Origin of the sequence: Kushneria pakistanensis, from assembly GCF_014652795.1 — a bacterium.
Taxonomy (GTDB): domain Bacteria; phylum Pseudomonadota; class Gammaproteobacteria; order Pseudomonadales; family Halomonadaceae; genus Kushneria; species Kushneria pakistanensis.
On the sequence record NZ_BMZM01000004.1, the window covers coordinates 233440 to 250288 of the forward strand.

Below are 16849 nucleotides of genomic sequence, written 5' to 3' on the forward strand. Positions count from 1 at the left end.
GCAGGTTTTGTTAGCGCTATCATTTCGACTATCGTTGCACGCACATATTCAGCACAGGAAAAGCGGGGCAGGGCCCGACAGGTGCTTTTAGAAGACAGTATTATCCGGGCTGATGCCTTGCCTGTGACATGATGTTCGCTGTATTCCCGATGTTTTGCTGGAGAGATGCATGGGAGATTCATCCGATTCCCGCCCTGAAAAATCTGCTGGTGGCAGCCGCGACAACCCGCGTGCCACCGGGGCCGTGCGCCTGAGCGATGTGGCCGCCGCCGCCGGTGTGGCGGCCATGACCGTATCACGGGCGCTCAATCAGCCGGAGCTGGTCAGTGAGCGTACGCGTGAACGGGTACAGCGCGCCGTGATCGAGACCGGCTATGTACCCAATCGTGTGGCCGGCGCGCTGGCATCCAGTCGCAGCCGGATGGTGGCCGTACTGGTGCCGACCGTGGCGCATTCGCTCTTTGCCGATGTGGTGCAGTCGATGACGGACACGCTGGCCTGTGAGGGGTATCAGGTGCTGCTGGGGCTGACCGGTTACCAGCGTGAGCAGGAGGAGGCGGTCGTGGAGACCGTGCTGAGTCGGCGCCCGGATGCGCTGGTCGTGGCCGGTACCCGTCACTCCAGTGCCACGCGTCAGCGTCTTGAGGCGGCGCGTATTCCGGTGGTCGAGATCTGGGACATGAGTGATGACCCGCTGGATATGCTGATCGGGTTTTCCCATCACGCGGTGGGGGCAGCGGTCGCCGAACATCTGCTGGGATGTGGTTATCAGCGCTTTGGGCAGGTCATGGCCGATGATCCGCGCTCTCATCAGCGCGCCGAAGGCTTCAACGCCCGCATCAAGGCCGAGCAGGCGACCCGTCCGCAGGCGGGTATCAAGGTCACCACCCACTGGGCGGATATCCCGGCCAGCCTTGCCGGCGGACGCTCGGGTGGAGCGGCACTGCTGGCGCGCATGCCTGATTGCGAGGCGATTGTCTGCGGCTCGGACACGCTGGCGATGGGGGTGATTGCCGAAGCACAAAGTCGGGCCATGGCCATTCCGGACGCTCTGGCGGTGATGGGCTTTGGTGACATGGGCTTTGCCGCCGCGACATGGCCTGCCCTGAGTACGGTGCGTATCGATGGCGCCGGGATCGGGCGGCTGACGGCCGATCATCTGTTAAAGCGTTTTGAAACGCGCCATCACGAGCCCCTTCATGATGTCCTTGATATCGGTTTTGAGATCGTGGCGCGTCAGACCACCCGGGCGCACCGGTCGTGAGTGGAAACTGACAGCTTCCTTCGGACCATGCCGCCACCTGTGAGCATGAGACTGCCAGAAGCGCCATGGCATTAGGCTTTGGTCTTGGTTGACACCGAAGGCTGTGTGAAGCGCAATGATAGCGCTAACATCAACAGGCCGATACCTTATCCCGGGTTGGCCCATGCGCCTTCGGAGTCCTCATGTCCTTTGATGCCATTTCCTCGATTACCTTCTCTCATGTCCTGCTGCCGCTGGCCACGCCGATCAGCGATGCCAAGGTACTGACCGGGCGGCAGAAGCCGATGACCGAAGTCTCTTTCCTGTTTGCCGAGATCACTACGCGTGACGGCCATACCGGGATTGGCTTCAGCTATTCCAAACGGGCCGGTGGCTACGCCCAGTACGCCCATGCCTGTGAAATTGCACCGGCCATCATCGGTGAAGACCCCAACGATATCGACAAGCTGTGGCAGAAGCTGGTGTGGGCGGGGGCGTCGGTCGGGCGGGGCGGAGTGTCAACCCAGGCAATTGCCGCCGTGGATATCGGCCTGTGGGATCTCAAGGCCAAACGTGCCGGCCTGCCACTGGCCAAGCTCATCGGTGCGCATCGCGACTCGGTACAGTGCTACAACACCTCCGGCGGCTTTTTGCATACGCCGATCGAGGAAGTGCTCAAGAACGCCACGCACTCGCTGGAAAGCGGTATCAAGGGCATCAAGATCAAGGTCGGTCAGCCCGACATGCGCATCGACCTGGAGCGTGTAGCTGCCGTGCGCGCCCACATCGGTGACCACGTGCCATTGATGGTGGATGCCAATCAGCAGTGGGACCGTGCCAGCGCCCTGCGCTTTGGTCGTGCGATGGAAAAATACGAGCTGGTCTGGATCGAGGAGCCGCTGGATGCCCACGACGCCGAAGGCCATGCCGCGCTGGCGGCAGCGCTGGATACGCCGATCGCCACCGGCGAGATGCTCTCAAGCGTTGCCGAGCACATGAAGCTCATCGAGCATCGCAGCGCCGACATCATTCAGCCCGATGCCCCGCGCATTGGCGGTATCACCCAGTTTTTGAAGCTGGCCACGCTCGCCTCCCAGGCCGGACTTCAGCTGGCGCCCCATTTCGCCATGGAAATCCACCTGCACCTGGCAGCGGCCTATCCCACCGAGCCATGGGTCGAGCATTTCGACTGGTTGGCACCGCTGTTCAATGAAGTTCTTGAAACCCGCGATGGCCGCATGATTGTGCCGGATCGCCCGGGCCTGGGGATTACCCTGACCGAGCAGGCGCGCCAGTGGACCATTGCCCATCAGACCTTTAGCGCCTGAGAGGTTATTCGAGGGGCGGACCAGGCCCTTCGTATAATGGCTTTAAAAGTATGATGTATGACAAAGTAGCTGACATCGCTTCACCACGCGGTGGGGCAGGCCAATCCAGAGGACCCAACATGACGTTTTCACGAGCTGACGTTACGCGTGCCGCAGGCGATGGCCTGCTCTCCTTCCCGGTTACGGACTTTGATGATGCCGGCCGATTTGATGGCGAAAGCTACCGCAAGCGTATTGCATGGCTGCTTGAGTACGACATTTCCACACTGTTTGTGGCCGGCGGTACGGGGGAATTTTTCAACCTGGGCCTTGAAGAGTTCGGTGAGATCGTCCGTATTGCCGTAGAAGAGACAAGGGGCCGTGTTCCCGTCATCGCCAGTGCCGGACAGAGCATCACCATGGCAAAGGCCCATGCAGCCGCCGCCGAAGCCGCCGGTGCTGACGGCATCCTGCTGATGCCGCCTTACCTGACCGAGTGCTCGCAGGAAGGCATCGTTGAATACGCCGCCCAGATCTGTGAGTCCACCTCGCTCAATGTCATCTACTACAACCGTGCCAACGGCGCGCTGGAAGCTCAGGCCGTCAAGGCGCTGGCCGAGCGTTGCCCCAACCTGATCGGTCTCAAGGATGGGCGCGGCGACATTCAATCGCTCAACACCATTATCAAGACCGTGGGCGATCGCCTGATCTACATCGGTGGCGTCCCCACTGCCGAAATCTTTGCAGAAGCCTATCTCTCCATCGGCGTGAACACCTACTCCTCGGCAGTGTTCAACTTCGTGCCGGAGATGGCCGTGCACTTTTACAAGTCCCTGCGCGCCGGCGATCACGACACCGTGGCCCGTCTGACCAATGACTTTTTCATTCCCTTCGTTGCCCTGCGCGATACGTGCCGTGGCTATGCCGTCAGCCTGGTGAAGGCCGGTGCCGCCCAGGTGGGATATCCGGCAGGTAACGTTCGTGCCCCGTTGACCATGCCCAATGCTGAAGAAGTCGAGCAGCTCAAGACACTGATCGAGCGCGTACGTTAATCATTCACGACGGTTTGCCCGCATGGACCACGACCCATGCGGGCAGGCGACAAGGAGCCGATGGCATGAAAAAGATACTGAGCGTACTGGGCGCTGCCACCATGCTGGCCAGCAGCATGGCCATGGCCGCCGATTATCCTTCCAAGAATATTCAGTTCATCGTGCCCTGGTCCGCCGGTGGCGGCGCGGATACGGCCGTGCGCGCCATGCAGCCCGGTCTTGAAAAGGCGCTGGGCACGACCATCGTGGTGCGCAACATTGGCGGCGGCGGTGGGGCAGTCGGTTTCTCACGTGCTGTAGCCTCAAAGCCGGATGGTTATACCGTTACCATCCCGACCAATGCCACCTTTACTCTGGAAGGGCTGGGCAACGTGGCCTTTACACGGGATGACTTCGAGTTTATCGCCCGCGTACTGGTAGAGCCCTACGTCATGGCCGTGCGTCCCAACGACGACTGGTCGGACCTGGAAAGCCTGGTCAATGAGCGCAAGGCATCAGGCGAGCCGCTTCGCATGGGGGCCTCCGGTGTGGGCTCTTCCACACATATCGTGTCACTGATGCTGGCCCGCGAGCTGGGCATCAAGATGGAAGTCATCCCGTTTGATAGCGGCTCGGCGGCAGTATCCGCGGCCATGGGTGGTCATATCGATGGTGTGGTACTCAACCCGTCGGAAGTGATTTCGGCCATTGACGGCAACCGCCTCAAGGCGATCGTCACCACCGGTGAAGAGCGCAGTGGCGTACTGCCAGATGCGCCAACCATGCATGAGGCCGGCTACGACTTCGAACTGGCGCAGTGGCGCGGTATCGCAGCACCCAAGGGTCTTGATCCGGCCATCGAGGAGCAATGGGTCGAAGCCGTCAAGCAGATGGTCGAGGATCCGCAGTTCCAGAAAACCGCCCGCAGTATCGGCACCGATGTCAGTCCTCTGTATGGCGAAGAGCTGGACCAGTTTGTCGAAAGAACTTCCAAACCGTTGATCGAAGAAGCCGGCGCGATTCGCCAGTAAAACGGCCGGGGAGTATTGAACATGGTCAGAACACGCAGTGATGCACTGTTTCATCTGGTACTGCTGGCGCTGGCGGGGTGGTTTCTGCAGGAAGCCTGGAACCTGCCGGCCAATGCCGCGGGGGGAAGTCTTTCCCCCGCGTTTTTCCCCCGCGCCATATCCTCAGCCATCGCTATTTTGCTGTTGATCTCAATGGTTCGTGGCCTGGTTGCAGGCACGTTGCTGGCGCGCGATACCTCCGACGAGGCGGCCACTTCGCCAGCCTGGGTGCCGGTACTGGCCTGGGGTGCGGTGGCGCTTTTGCTGGTGCTGTATGCCGTACTGCTGGAGCCACTGGGTTATGTGGTGTCCACGGCGCTGTTTCTCTTTTTGTGCGTGGCCATCATCAGCGTGTTGTCACGACAGCGTGGCGACGGTATCCCGATGGTGCGCGTGCTCATGCTGGCGCTGTTTTCTGCCGTCGTGTCAGTGGCCATCTTTTTGATCTTCTCGGTGGGGTTCGAAATCGTGCTGCCCACCATCGGCGTGATGGGGGTATGACATGGGAGATTATGTAGAAGCGCTCGGACTGGTCTTTCAATGGCACGTGCTGCTGGTCATCGGCGGCGGTACGCTGCTGGGTCTGATCATGGGCGCACTGCCGGGGCTGACGGCCGCGATGGCGATCGCGCTGCTGCTGCCGCTGACGTTTGGCATGCCGCCGGTCATGGGCATGGGCATGCTGCTGGGCACACTGTGCGGGGCCATTGCCGGCGGGTCGGTGTCGGCCACCCTTCTGAATATTCCCGGTACGCCGTCATCGGTGGCCACCACGCTTGATGCCTTCCCCATGGCGCGTCGGGGTGAGGCCGGTCGGGCGCTGGGTATCTGTATCGTGGCTTCGTTCGTCGGCGGTGTCTTCAGTGCCGTGGTGCTGAGTCTGCTGGCACCGCCCATTGCCGATTTTGCGCTGCGCTTTGGCCCGGCCGAATATTTCGCCCTGAGCGTCTTCGGGCTGGTAATCATTGCGTCTGTCTCCAGCAAGTCGCTGATCAAGGGGCTGGTGGCGGGTCTGATCGGCCTGCTGATCGCCACGGTTGGCACCGATCCGGTCGCCGGGGTACAGCGCTATACATTCAATAACCTGTCACTGCTGACCGGCGTCAATCTACTGCCGGCGCTGATTGGTCTGTTTGCCGTCTCCCAGGTGCTCAAGGATGTGGTCGACTACTTCGGTGGCGGGCCTGTCGAGCACAGCAAGAACAAAATGGACCACGCCCGGCCGCGCTGGCTGGAAACCCTGCGCTACTGGAAGGTGCTGCTGTCGAGCTCGGTGATCGGCACGATCGTGGGCGCCATCCCGGGCGCGGGCGGCAGTATCGGCTCGTTTCTCTCCTACGATCAGGCCAAGAAGATGTCGAAAACGCCGGAGAAATTCGGCACCGGACATCCCGAAGGGATCGTGGCCTCGGAGTCTTCCAACAATGCGCTGGTGGGCGGGGCGCTGATTCCGATGCTGACACTGGGCATTCCGGGGGAGGCCGCCACGGCGGTACTGATGGGCGGTCTGATGATCCAGGGCATCAGTCCCGGACCGACGCTTTTTACCGATAATGGCTCGATCATCTACGGCATCTTCATTGCCTTCTTTGTTGCCAACATCTTCATGCTGCTGATCCAGTGGTTCGGGATCCGGATGTTCGTCAAGGTGCTGCAGGTACCGCGCAAGCTGCTGATGGCGCTGATTCTGATGTTCTGCGTGATCGGGGTGTATGCCGTGGATGCCGACATCTTCAACGTCTATCTGATGCTGGGCTTCGGGGGGCTGGGCTATTTCCTCAACCGCTATGACTTTGGGACTGCGCCGGTCATTCTGGGCCTGATTCTGGGGCCGATCGCCGAGTCCAATATTCGTCGTGCCCTCATGCTCTCCGGCGGTGACTGGAGCGTGCTGGTCACGCGTCCGATCAGCCTGGTGTTTCTGCTGGTCGCGGCGGCCTTTCTCTTTTTCACCCTGTGGCAGAACCGTCGCCAAACGACCCCCCATTCATAGGAGAAGACCTGTATGTCACTGCCTACCATTACACGCATGACGATTGTGCCGGTCGCAGGCCATGACAGCTTTCTGCTCAATCTGAGCGGTGGTCATGCTCCCTGGTTCGTGCGCTGTGTCCTGATCCTTGAAGACAACGCCGGCAATCGCGGCGTGGGCGAAATCCCCTCCAGTGAGGGCATTTTGAAAGGGCTCGAGAAGTGCCGTTCGCTGGTAGAAGGCACCAATCTCAACGCCTGGCGCGGCACCCTCAACAATGCCAGAAACCTGCTGGCCCAGGCGGGGCCGGAAGAGCGCGGCCGTCAGACCTTTGACCTGCGGGTCGCGGTGCATGTATTGACGGCGATCGAATCGGCGCTGCTGGATCTTTATGGTCAGGCTGTCGACATGCCGGTGGCTGATCTGCTGGGGCGCATGGGGCGCCAGCGTGACGAGGTCGAAGCCCTGGGCTATCTCTTCCTGCTCGGAGACCCGAACAAGACAAATCTGCCCTATCCGAAGGCCGACAACCCGCGGGACGACTGGGATCGGCTACGCTGTCAGGAAGCCCTGACGCCCGAGGCCGTGGCAGAGCTTGCTCGCGCCGCGCATGAGCGTTATGGCTTTCGCGACTTCAAGCTCAAGGGCGGGGTACTCCCCGGTGAGCAGGAGGCCGACTGCATTCGTGCCATGCACGAAATCTTCCCCGAGGCGCGTCTGACGCTCGACCCCAACGGGGCCTGGTCACTGGAGGAAGCTGTAAGGGTGCTGTCACCCATTCGTGACATCCTGAGCTATGCCGAAGACCCCTGTGGTCAGGAGGGCAGCTGGTCCGGTCGTGAAACCATGGCCGAGTTCAAGCGCCGCACCGGCCTTCGTACGGCTACCAACATGATCGCCACCGACTTCAAGCAGCTGCAGTACGCCGCGCAAATGAACGCAGTCGACATTCCGCTGGCGGACTGTCACTTCTGGACCATGCAGGGCGCGGTCATGGTCGGTGAGCTCTGCCATGAGTGGGGCATGACATGGGGCTCGCACTCAAACAACCACTTTGATATTTCACTGGCCATGATGACGCACGTGGCAGCCGCCTGCCCGGGTGAAATTACCGCCATTGATACCCACTGGATCTGGCAGGACGGTCAGCGCCTGACCGAGGCACCCTTTGAAATTCGCGACGGCAAGCTGACCGTGCCGAAAACGCCCGGACTGGGTGTCACGCTGGACCAGGACAAGCTTGATGAGGCGCATGCGCTTTATCGCTCGCTGGATGTTCGGGCCCGCAACGATGCCACGGCCATGCAGTATCTGATCGACGGCTGGGCTTTCGACCCCAAGCGCCCCGCGCTGGTGCGCTGAACTCGGCAAGATGCAACGCAACCATCAGGAGAGAAAGATGCAACTGACAGGCGAACTTCTTATTGGACAGCACGCCATCAAGGGCACGCGTGACCCGATTCAGGCCATCAACCCGGCGACCGGCGAAAAACTGGAGCCGGCCTATAACGGTGGCAGCAGCAATGAGGTCGAACAGGCCTGTGCGCTGGCCTGGCAGGCCTTTGACCAGTACCGGGAGACAACGCTTGAAGATCGTGCGGTCTTTCTGGAAACCGTTGCCGAAGAGATCGAGGCGATCGGTGATGCGCTGGTCGAGCGCGCGGTTGCAGAAACCGGCCTGCCTGAAGGACGTATTCAGGGCGAGCGCGCGCGTACCTGCGGTCAGCTGAGGCTGTTCGCACGCGTGGTGCGTGATGGCGAATGGCTTGACGTGCGTGTTGATCCTGCCATGCCGGACCGTCAGCCGATGCCGCGTACCGACCTGCGCCAGCGTCATATTGGCCTGGGCCCGGTGGTCGTGTTCGGCGCCAGCAACTTCCCGCTGGCCTTCTCGGTCGCCGGTGGTGATACGGCCTCGGCATTCGCGGCTGGTTGCCCGGTCATCGTCAAGGCCCACGGTGCACACCCGGGGACTTCCGAGCTGGTCGGCCGTGCCATTCAGAAGGCCGTTGCCCGCTGCAACCTGCCCGAAGGGGTCTTTTCCCTGCTGTATGGTTCGGGCCGTGACGTGGGTACCGCACTGGTCAACGACAAGCGCATCAAGGCCGCCGGCTTTACCGGTTCACGCAGCGGTGGGATGGCGCTCTGGAAGGTGGCACAGTCACGTTCCGAGCCGATTCCCTTCTACGCCGAGATGAGCAGCATCAACCCGGTCTTCCCGCTGCCGGAAGCGCTCAAGGCGCGCGGTCGCGATATGGGCAAGGCGTTTGTCGGCTCATTGAACATGGGTGCCGGCCAGTTCTGTACCAATCCGGGGCTGGTGATTGCCATCAAGGGCGAGACGCTGGAGACCTTCAAGCAGGCAGCCACGGAAGCGCTGGCAGATGCCAACGCCCAGACCATGCTCACGCCCGGGATCAGCGATGCCTATCAGGAAGGTGTCAAGCGGCTCTCGCAGCATAACGGCGTAACCGAGCTGGGCCGCGGGCCGACAGGTGAGGGCGCCTACATGTGTCAGGCGGGGCTCTACACGACCTCGGCGCAGACTTTCCTGGCCGATACCGAGCTGCAGGATGAAGTGTTCGGTGCCACATCGCTGATCATCGAGTGTGTTGACCAGCAGGAGCTGCTGGCAGTGACCGAGCATCTGGAAGGCCAGCTGACCGCCACGCTGCAGATGGATGATGCCGACCTGGACAGCGCCCGTGCGCTGGTACCGATTCTGGAGCGCAAGGCGGGCCGTATTCTGGTCAACGGCTGGCCGACCGGTGTTGAAGTCAGTGATGCCATGGTACACGGCGGACCCTTCCCGGCGACGTCCGACGGTCGTGCCACTTCGGTCGGTACTGCAGCCATCAAGCGCTTTTTGCGCCCGGTCTGCTATCAGAACCTGCCGGACGCGCTGCGTCCCGAAGCCCTGCGTGATGCCAACCCCTATCAGCTCAATCGGCTGGTCGATGGCAAGCGCGAAGGCTGATTTTCCGGCCTGACAATCCATCTGGATTGAATCGAAAGGGTCTGCCGCAGGGCAGGCCCTTTTTGTGTTTATACGATGGTCGATGCATGAACTAAAGGAGCACAGGCAAGCGCATAAAAAAGCGTATTATCGCTTATGTATGATGTATGACTTTTGGAAATAAAAAGACATCGATGAGGTCAGCCATGAAAAAGTTTGCTTTGAAGAAAGGGTATGTTGCCATCGCCATGGCCATGAGCATGGCCACAATGTCTTCGACGGTCATGGCTGCCGATTTTCCCGATGACGACATTACCTTTATTTCCCCTGCCTCTCCCGGCGGCGGTTCCGATTATCTGATCCGCTCGCTGCAGGAAGGACTTCAAAAGGATCTGGGCGTCAACATCATTCCCCAGTATCTGACCGGTGGCGGCGGTGCGATCGGGTTCATGAAGACCATCCAGTCACGCCCGGATGGCTATACGATCGTGGCCATCGACAACAAGGTGTTTACCCAGCAGGGCATGGGCAATGTCAACTTCAAGTATGAAGACTTTGACTATCTGGCCAGCTTCTATTCCGTGCCCTATGTACTGGCGGTCAACAGCAAGCTGGGGATCGACAGCGTCGAGGATATCCTCCCGGGGGGTGAGCATAACCGCCGCCTGAAGATCGGCTTTGCCGGCATTGGCTCCTCGACCCACATCATGAGCGTGCTGGTCGGCAAGGAGCTTGGCGCCAACTTTGACACCATCTCCTATCAGGGCGCACCTGATGCCACGGCGGCCGTCATGGGCGGACACATCGATGGTGTCGTCATGGATCCGATGGATCTTCGCGGTGCGCTTGAATCCGGTCAGATGACACCGCTTGTGGTGACCAGCGGTGAGCGCAGTGACTCCCTGCCGGACGTGCCCACCATGAAAGAGCTGGGCCACGATATTGATATCTCGAACTGGCGCGGTGTTGCCGCACCGAAGGGCATGGACGAACAGACACGTGATCGCTGGCTGAGTGCACTTGAAAAAGCGTCCAAAGACCCGGTCTTCGTCAAGCGTATCGAACAGTTGGGTCTGCATGTCGACTTCCGCTCCGGCGAGGAATTCAACCAGTATGTTGATGATCTGGCGCAGGAACTGATTCCGGTGGCACAAGAGGTTGCCAGCGAGAACAGCTAAGGAGCAATGCCATGAAGGGTCATCTTCAGGAAGCCGTTTTCAGTCTGTTGCTGGCACTGGTAGCTGCCTTTCTCTGCGTGTCGGCCATGGATATTCCAGGCGGCGCGCATGGCTCCATTGCGCCGGCCACCTTTCCCAGTGTCATTACCTTCATTATCGCCCTGCTGGCAATATTGAATGTCATTGCCTGCATTTTGAAAGGAAAAAAGGCCAATAACCTGCCGGCCATATCGCGGCAGGGGTTTTTGAATCTCGCGCTTTTTATCGTGCTCAGTACCGCTTATGTCTGGGTCATCAGCATGGCGGGATTTCTGGTATCCACGTTCTTGTACCTGCTTTTGATGCCTCCCTTCATATGTCTTATTTCCACCGACAGGAAAGGGCATGTGGCAAAACCGGCCTTCTGGGCGCGGGTAACGGTTTTTGCCCTGCTCGGCACGGGCATTATTTATGGCGTGTTTGTCGAGTTGCTCAAGGTCAGATTCTGAGCTGAACATCGGGAGGTTTTATGCAAACGCTGACAGATACCATTCAGCTCTTTGGTCCGCTGACGCTTTTGGCCATATTGGCCGGTACCTTTCTGGGCATCATCCTGGGGGCGCTGCCCGGGCTTTCGGCCGCCATGGCCGTGGCACTGCTGCTACCCCTGACCTATGGGCTGGATACCATCGCCGGTATCGGGCTTTTGCTGGGCGCCTTTTGCGGTGCCATTGCCGGTGGTTCGGTACCGGCCATACTGCTGAACATGCCGGGCACGCCGGGCTCCATTGCGACCACCTTTGACGCCGCCCCCATGGCGGCCAACGGTCGAGCGGGCAAGGCGCTGGGCCTGTCGGTGGCGGCTTCGTTCCTGGGCGGCACCATCAGCGCCCTGATCCTGATGCTGGTGTCTCCCCTGATCGCCTCCGTGGCGCTGCAGTTCGGCGCTGCCGAGTACTTCTCCCTGAGTATTCTGGGCCTGATGATCATTGTGTCGATCTCCGGCGGCTCGCTCATCAAGGGGCTGATCGTGGGCCTGATCGGCATGCTGATGTCGACGGTCGGTGCCGATCAGGTCACCGGTGCCATGCGTCTGACCTTTGGCCAGATGTCGCTTTTGACCGGTATCAGCCTGCTGGCCGTGATCGTGGGTATCTTTGCAGTCTCCCAGTTGCTGCTGGACATGGAAAAAATGCACGAGAAGCGGCCTTCCATGAAGGTCGAGAATGCGCTTGAGGGCGCCTTTCCGCGGATGCGGGAGGTACTGCGCAACTGGAAGCTTCTGTTGATGAGCTCTTTCATCGGTGCCGGCGTGGGCGCCGTACCGGGGGCCGGTGGCAGCATCGCCTCGATCATGGCCTACGATCAGGCCAAGCGGTTTTCCAAAAACTCGAAGGAGTTCGGCAAGGGGGCGCCGGAGGGCGTAGTGGCCTCCGAGTCGTCCAACAATGCCATGGTCGGCGGGGCGCTGATCCCGATGCTGACACTGGGTATCCCCGGTGAAGGCGCCACGGCCGTGCTGATCGGCGGTCTGATGATTCAGGGCATCCAGCCCGGTCCCATGCTCTTTGATACCCAGGCAACTCTGGTGTACGGCATTTTCGTGGCCTTTTTGCTGGCCAATATCATGATGCTGTTCGTGCAGTGGTGGGGGATTCGCCTGTTCGTGCGCATCCTGCGCGTTCCCCAGCATTTCCTGCTGCCCCTGATCTTCATCTTCTGCGCCATCGGTGTTTTCAGTATCAACAGTGATTACTTCGATGTGTATCTGATGATGGCCCTGGGGGTGCTCGGTTTCTTCCTCGCCCGTTTTGGTTTCGGCGTGGCCCCCGTCGTGATCGGCCTGATCCTGGGTGGTGTGGCCGAGACCAATCTGCGCCGCGGGCTGCAGACCTTCGATGGTAGCTGGGAGCCTTTCTTCACACGTCCCATCAGCGTGACCTTTCTGATACTGGCGCTGGTGTTTGTCGTCTTCTCCCTGCGTGCTTCCTGGCGGGAAAGAAAAGCAAATGCCGTCTCAAACTGACAGGACAATGACATGACACATAATGTTGTAGTGGTACATGAGCTTTACCCCGAACTGCTGGCGCAGCTGCAGGCCGATTATCACGTCACGCACTTTCAGCGTCTGGCCAGTGACGAGGACAGGCAGGCCTTTCGGGAGGCGATGCGTGATGCCGATGCCTTTATCGGCTCCAACGTCAAATTCGATGAGGCCCTGCTCGATGGCGCGCCGCGCCTGAAGGTGATCGCCAGCGTATCGGTGGGCGTGGATGCCTACCCGAAGGAGGCCATTGAGGCCCGCGGTATCGTGCTGACCAATACGCCTGAAGTGCTCACCGATGCCACGGCGGATACCGGGTTCTTGCTGTTGATGATGGCGGCCCGACGCGCCGGCGAGATGGAGCGCAAGGTGCGCTCCGGGCAGTGGCAGGCCTCGCTGGGCCGCACGGATTTTGGCATCGACATCACCGGCAAGACGCTCGGTGTTGTGGGCATGGGGCGTATCGGACAGGCAGTGGCCCAGCGCGGCCATCACGGCTTCAACATGCCGGTTGTTTTCTACAACCGCAGCGACAGGCCGGAGTTTGAAAAGGCGTTTGATGCGCGCCAGGTATCGCTTGAAACGCTGTTCAGCGAATCCGACTTCATTGTGGTGACCGTGGCGCTGTCAGAAGGCACGCAGGGGCTGATTGATCGAAAACTGCTGGCCGCCACGCGCGAAAAGGCTATTTTGATCAATATTTCCCGCGGTCAGGTGGTCAGGGAAGAGGACCTGATCAGTTGTCTGCAGGATGGCACGCTCTACTATGCAGGCCTTGATGTCTATGAGCGCGAGCCGCTGGCGCAGGATTCCGCGTTGCTGGCCCTCGATAATGCCGTATTGCTGCCCCATATTGGTTCGTCAACGTTTGAAACGCGCAGCGCCATGTGTGATCTGGCTGCCGACAATCTGAAGCGGGTGCTGGCAGGCTCACCGGCGTTGACGCCCGCCTGATACAGGCAAGGCTATCGCAGAGGCGAGCGCATCCGTGGTCCGGCAACAGCAGTACGGCTTGTACGGTATGATTGGCGCGTGTAATCGATACCTGGCATGACACAACAGCAGATGGTCAATATGAAAACGCTCAAGCTTGAACGCATTACCCAGCAGGGCAGCCTGTCGGGACAAATTGCCCGTCAGCTGGAAACCTCGATTGCCAACGGGCAGATTGCCGTGGGTGACAAGCTGCCCACGGAAAGCGCGCTGTGTGACATGTTTGGCGTCAGCCGTACTGCCGTACGCGAGGCGATTGCGCATCTGCGCTCGTCAGGGCTGATCGAGACCCGGCGGGGGATCGGCACGCGCGTCATCCAGACGCGCCAGTCGGCCCCTTCGCCAGCCCGGCGCATCAGTGCCAATACGGTGGAAGATATCCTGCATGTGCTGGAGCTTCGCCTGACCCTGGAGCCGCGTGCGGCGGCGCTTGCAGCCGAGCGCCATGATGATGACGATGCGCGCCGTCTTGAGACTACCCATGCCGCCTTCCTGGAGGCCATGAAACATGACCGCCAGGCGCGGCACGAGGATTATCAGTTCCATCACGCCATTATCGAGGCGACCCACAATCCCTTCTTTTTGTCCTTTTACGAACCGCTGAGCCAGGAAGCCATTCCGCGTGCCCGGCTGGTCGACAACGAGCTGGATACCGGGGTCGCGCGGCGCTATCTGGAGATGGTGGCGGGAGAGCATCAGGCCATTCTGGATGCGGTGCTTGCACGTGATCCGCAGCGCGCCGAACAGGCGGTCAGACAGCACTTTTCCCGCGCCCGACAGACCTATACGGCCTATCGAGAGGATCACTGACGCTGATGCCACACATCGTCGGCGTCAGCATTGGTGCTATCAGGCGTGCGCCTGGCCCAGCCGCTGCATCGAGGCCACCAGGTCGTTGAAGCGCTCCCCCTGAAGCAGGACATGTCCCCTTAGTTCGCACTGCGCCGTCTCGGCATCACCTGCCATCAGGGCCGCAACGATGCGCTCATGCTCGCACCAGGAACTTTCCAGCCGGTGTCTTGCGTGTAGCTGCAGGCGTCGATAGGGCTTTAGCATGGCGTGCAGGCGTCTGGCTTCCTGGGCCAGAAAAGCGTTGTGACTGCCTTCATAGATCAGGCGATGAAACTCGCCGTTTTCATAGTAATACCCGTTGATATCCCCTTCGAGCATGCACTGGCGACAGGCGGCCTGCGCCTTTTGCAGCGTGGCCAGGGCGTCGTCGTTCATGCGTCTTGCGGCCAGCCGACCGCACATGCCCTCAAGCTCTGCCATGACTTCAAAGCGCTCGACCAGTTCGGTCACGCTCAGACGTGCCACAAAGGTGCCGCGCTTGGGCGCCACCTTCACCATGCCGGAGGCGGCCAACTGGGTCAGTGCCTCGCGGATGGGCGTGCGTGAACACTGATACTGACGGGCCAGTGCTTCGGGGTCGAGGCGGTCGCCCGGGGCGTAATGGCCTTCGACAATGGCATCTTCCAGCAGATCACGAAGCCGCTGCGCCTGGGGAATACGCCTTCCTGGACTTTCATTCAATAGACTTTCTCCCATGTTGACACCCTCGGGCAGCGCGCGGATTGTTATATATAACAGTGCGGTGACATGTATATGAAAAGATGTATATGAAAAGTAACTTTCGCCTCGATGACAAGCAATAGCCATCGCCGGGCGTCGGGATCTCCGTTCACGCCACCGAAGAGGGCTGCCATGAACGTCAACATGAATTTTCTCCAGGAGCTGCTGTCCGGGCTTGAACGCCGCACCCGTGAGCGTTTTCGCAGCACCGGTGGTGAGAGTAACGACAGGACCGCAAGTCTGGCGCAGCTGGCCTCAAGCTGTGAAACGCTCATGCAGCGCGGTGGGGAAGCCTCCCAGATCCTGATCGCCCAGCAGGCCCTGATGCGCTATCGAAGCCTGGATGACGCTGACAGGCTGGCCTTTTTCGAAATGCTCGCCGAGCACTACGCCGCTGACGCCGACGATATCCACAAGGCCTACCGTGACTGGAGCGAGAAGGAAGACAACGCCACGCTTCAAAAGCTTTTTGCCGCCTGCGAGCCGCGCCGCCAGCACCTTTTGCGCCGACTCAATCTGTGCCCGGGCGGCACCTATGAGCTGGTGGCCATGCGCGCCGATCTGCTGCGCTTTTTGAAAACGAATCCCGAACTTGCCCCGCTGGATGATGACTTTGCCCACCTGTTCGCTTCCTGGTTCAACCGCGGCTTTTTAATGCTGGAAAGCATCGGCTGGAATACCCCGGCGGCGGTGCTGGAAAAGATCATTCGCTATGAAGCGGTCCACGCCATTCAGGACTGGTCGGACCTGCGCCGCCGGCTCGATCCCGGTGATCGGCGCTGCTACGCCTTCTTCCACCCGGCGACCGGTGATGAACCGCTGATCTTTGTCGAAGTGGCGCTGTGCAAGGGCATTCCCGACAACATTCAGACCATTCTGGCTGGCGGTGAGGAGATTGCGCCGGGCGAGGCGGATACGGCAGCGTTTTACAGCATCAGCAACTGTCAGAGCGGGCTCAAGGGCATCTCGTTTGGCAACTTCCTGATCAAGCAGGTGGTGCAGGAGCTCAAGAAGGACCTGCCGGGACTGGTCAATTTCGTCACGCTCTCGCCGGTCCCGGGTTTTGCCCGCTGGCTGTCCACGCAGCGTGAGGAGGGCGAACTGCCGGAAGACGATGAGGTCTGCGTCGCGCTTGATCGGGCCAGCTGGACCCTCGATCAAAAGGAGCGCCAGCGCCTGGCCCCCGAGCTTCGTGCACTGGCCGCGCACTATCTGCTGGACGCGCGCAGCACAAAGGGTCAGCCGCTGGACCCGGTGGCGCGCTTTCATCTGGGCAATGGCGCCAGCCTGCATCGCATCAACTGGCCGGGGGATACCTCCGAGAAGGGCTGTCAGCAGGCCCACGGCCTGATGGTCAACTACCTCTACGAGATCGATCGCATCGAGCAGAACCATGAGGCCTTCAGCCGTGAGGGCACCGTGGTCTGTACCAGCGATATTCGTCGCCAGGCCAGAGCCGGGCGCAAGCGCCTTGTCTCGCGGGACAATGCCTGAATCGAGGCCT

The 16849-nt window shown here is 60.4% G+C and carries 15 protein-coding genes; 14 read left to right on the forward strand and 1 reads right to left on the reverse strand.

Annotated elements, in window-relative coordinates; translation table 11 throughout:
* Positions 1-169: 169 nt before the first annotated feature.
* The 13 genes from IE123_RS14605 to IE123_RS14665 all read left to right on the forward strand — a co-directional run bounded on the left by IE123_RS14605 (position 170) and on the right by IE123_RS14665 (position 14583).
* Positions 170-1264: a LacI family DNA-binding transcriptional regulator gene (locus IE123_RS14605; protein WP_189519539.1), complete on the forward strand. Its 1095-nt coding sequence runs from the start codon at positions 170-172 to the stop codon at positions 1262-1264.
* Between the two features lie 182 nt (positions 1265-1446).
* On the forward strand, positions 1447-2571 hold the full coding sequence (locus IE123_RS14610) for an L-talarate/galactarate dehydratase (RefSeq protein ID WP_189519541.1): 1125 nt from the start codon (positions 1447-1449) through the stop codon (positions 2569-2571).
* A gap of 119 nt (positions 2572-2690) precedes the next feature.
* Positions 2691-3602 carry a 5-dehydro-4-deoxyglucarate dehydratase gene (gene kdgD, locus IE123_RS14615; RefSeq protein ID WP_189519543.1) on the forward strand — a complete coding sequence of 304 codons (912 nt, stop codon included), beginning with the start codon at positions 2691-2693 and terminating at the stop codon, positions 3600-3602.
* 65 nt (positions 3603-3667) lie between these two features.
* Positions 3668-4612: a Bug family tripartite tricarboxylate transporter substrate binding protein gene (locus tag IE123_RS14620; RefSeq protein ID WP_189519545.1), complete on the forward strand. Its 945-nt coding sequence runs from the start codon at positions 3668-3670 to the stop codon at positions 4610-4612.
* A 21-nt stretch (positions 4613-4633) separates the two neighbouring features.
* The gene (locus tag IE123_RS14625; RefSeq protein WP_189519547.1) at positions 4634-5152 is read left to right on the forward strand and encodes a tripartite tricarboxylate transporter TctB family protein; all 519 of its coding nucleotides are present in this window, start codon (positions 4634-4636) and stop codon (positions 5150-5152) included.
* 1 nt (position 5153) lies between these two features.
* The gene (locus IE123_RS14630; RefSeq protein ID WP_189519549.1) at positions 5154-6644 is read left to right on the forward strand and encodes a tripartite tricarboxylate transporter permease; all 1491 of its coding nucleotides are present in this window, start codon (positions 5154-5156) and stop codon (positions 6642-6644) included.
* A gap of 12 nt (positions 6645-6656) precedes the next feature.
* Positions 6657-7985 (forward strand): enolase C-terminal domain-like protein, encoded by a 1329-nt coding sequence (locus IE123_RS14635; RefSeq protein WP_189519551.1) that lies wholly within the window; start codon positions 6657-6659, stop codon positions 7983-7985.
* A 37-nt stretch (positions 7986-8022) separates the two neighbouring features.
* Positions 8023-9600, forward strand: coding sequence for an aldehyde dehydrogenase (NADP(+)) (locus tag IE123_RS14640; RefSeq protein ID WP_189519553.1), 1578 nt, complete (start codon positions 8023-8025; stop codon positions 9598-9600).
* A 185-nt stretch (positions 9601-9785) separates the two neighbouring features.
* The gene (locus tag IE123_RS14645; RefSeq protein ID WP_189519555.1) at positions 9786-10757 is read left to right on the forward strand and encodes a tripartite tricarboxylate transporter substrate binding protein; all 972 of its coding nucleotides are present in this window, start codon (positions 9786-9788) and stop codon (positions 10755-10757) included.
* An 11-nt stretch (positions 10758-10768) separates the two neighbouring features.
* A complete protein-coding gene (locus tag IE123_RS14650) occupies positions 10769-11245 on the forward strand; it encodes a tripartite tricarboxylate transporter TctB family protein (RefSeq protein WP_189519557.1) in 477 nt (158 codons plus the stop codon).
* A gap of 20 nt (positions 11246-11265) precedes the next feature.
* Positions 11266-12762 carry a tripartite tricarboxylate transporter permease gene (locus IE123_RS14655; RefSeq protein WP_189519559.1) on the forward strand — a complete coding sequence of 499 codons (1497 nt, stop codon included), beginning with the start codon at positions 11266-11268 and terminating at the stop codon, positions 12760-12762.
* Between the two features lie 12 nt (positions 12763-12774).
* A complete protein-coding gene (locus tag IE123_RS14660) occupies positions 12775-13734 on the forward strand; it encodes a 2-hydroxyacid dehydrogenase (protein WP_189519561.1) in 960 nt (319 codons plus the stop codon).
* Positions 13735-13830: 96 nt separating this feature from the next.
* The gene (locus IE123_RS14665; protein WP_229819787.1) at positions 13831-14583 is read left to right on the forward strand and encodes a FadR/GntR family transcriptional regulator; all 753 of its coding nucleotides are present in this window, start codon (positions 13831-13833) and stop codon (positions 14581-14583) included.
* A 39-nt stretch (positions 14584-14622) separates the two neighbouring features.
* On the opposite strand, the gene IE123_RS14670 is transcribed toward IE123_RS14665, so the two are convergent.
* Positions 14623-15306, reverse strand: a complete 684-nt coding sequence (locus tag IE123_RS14670) for a GntR family transcriptional regulator (protein ID WP_229819788.1) — start codon at positions 15304-15306, stop codon at positions 14623-14625.
* Between the two features lie 171 nt (positions 15307-15477).
* Here IE123_RS14670 and IE123_RS14675 point away from each other — a divergent pair, with 171 nt between their 5' ends.
* Positions 15478-16839 (forward strand): malonyl-CoA decarboxylase, encoded by a 1362-nt coding sequence (locus IE123_RS14675; protein ID WP_229819789.1) that lies wholly within the window; start codon positions 15478-15480, stop codon positions 16837-16839.
* Positions 16840-16849 lie beyond the last annotated feature (10 nt).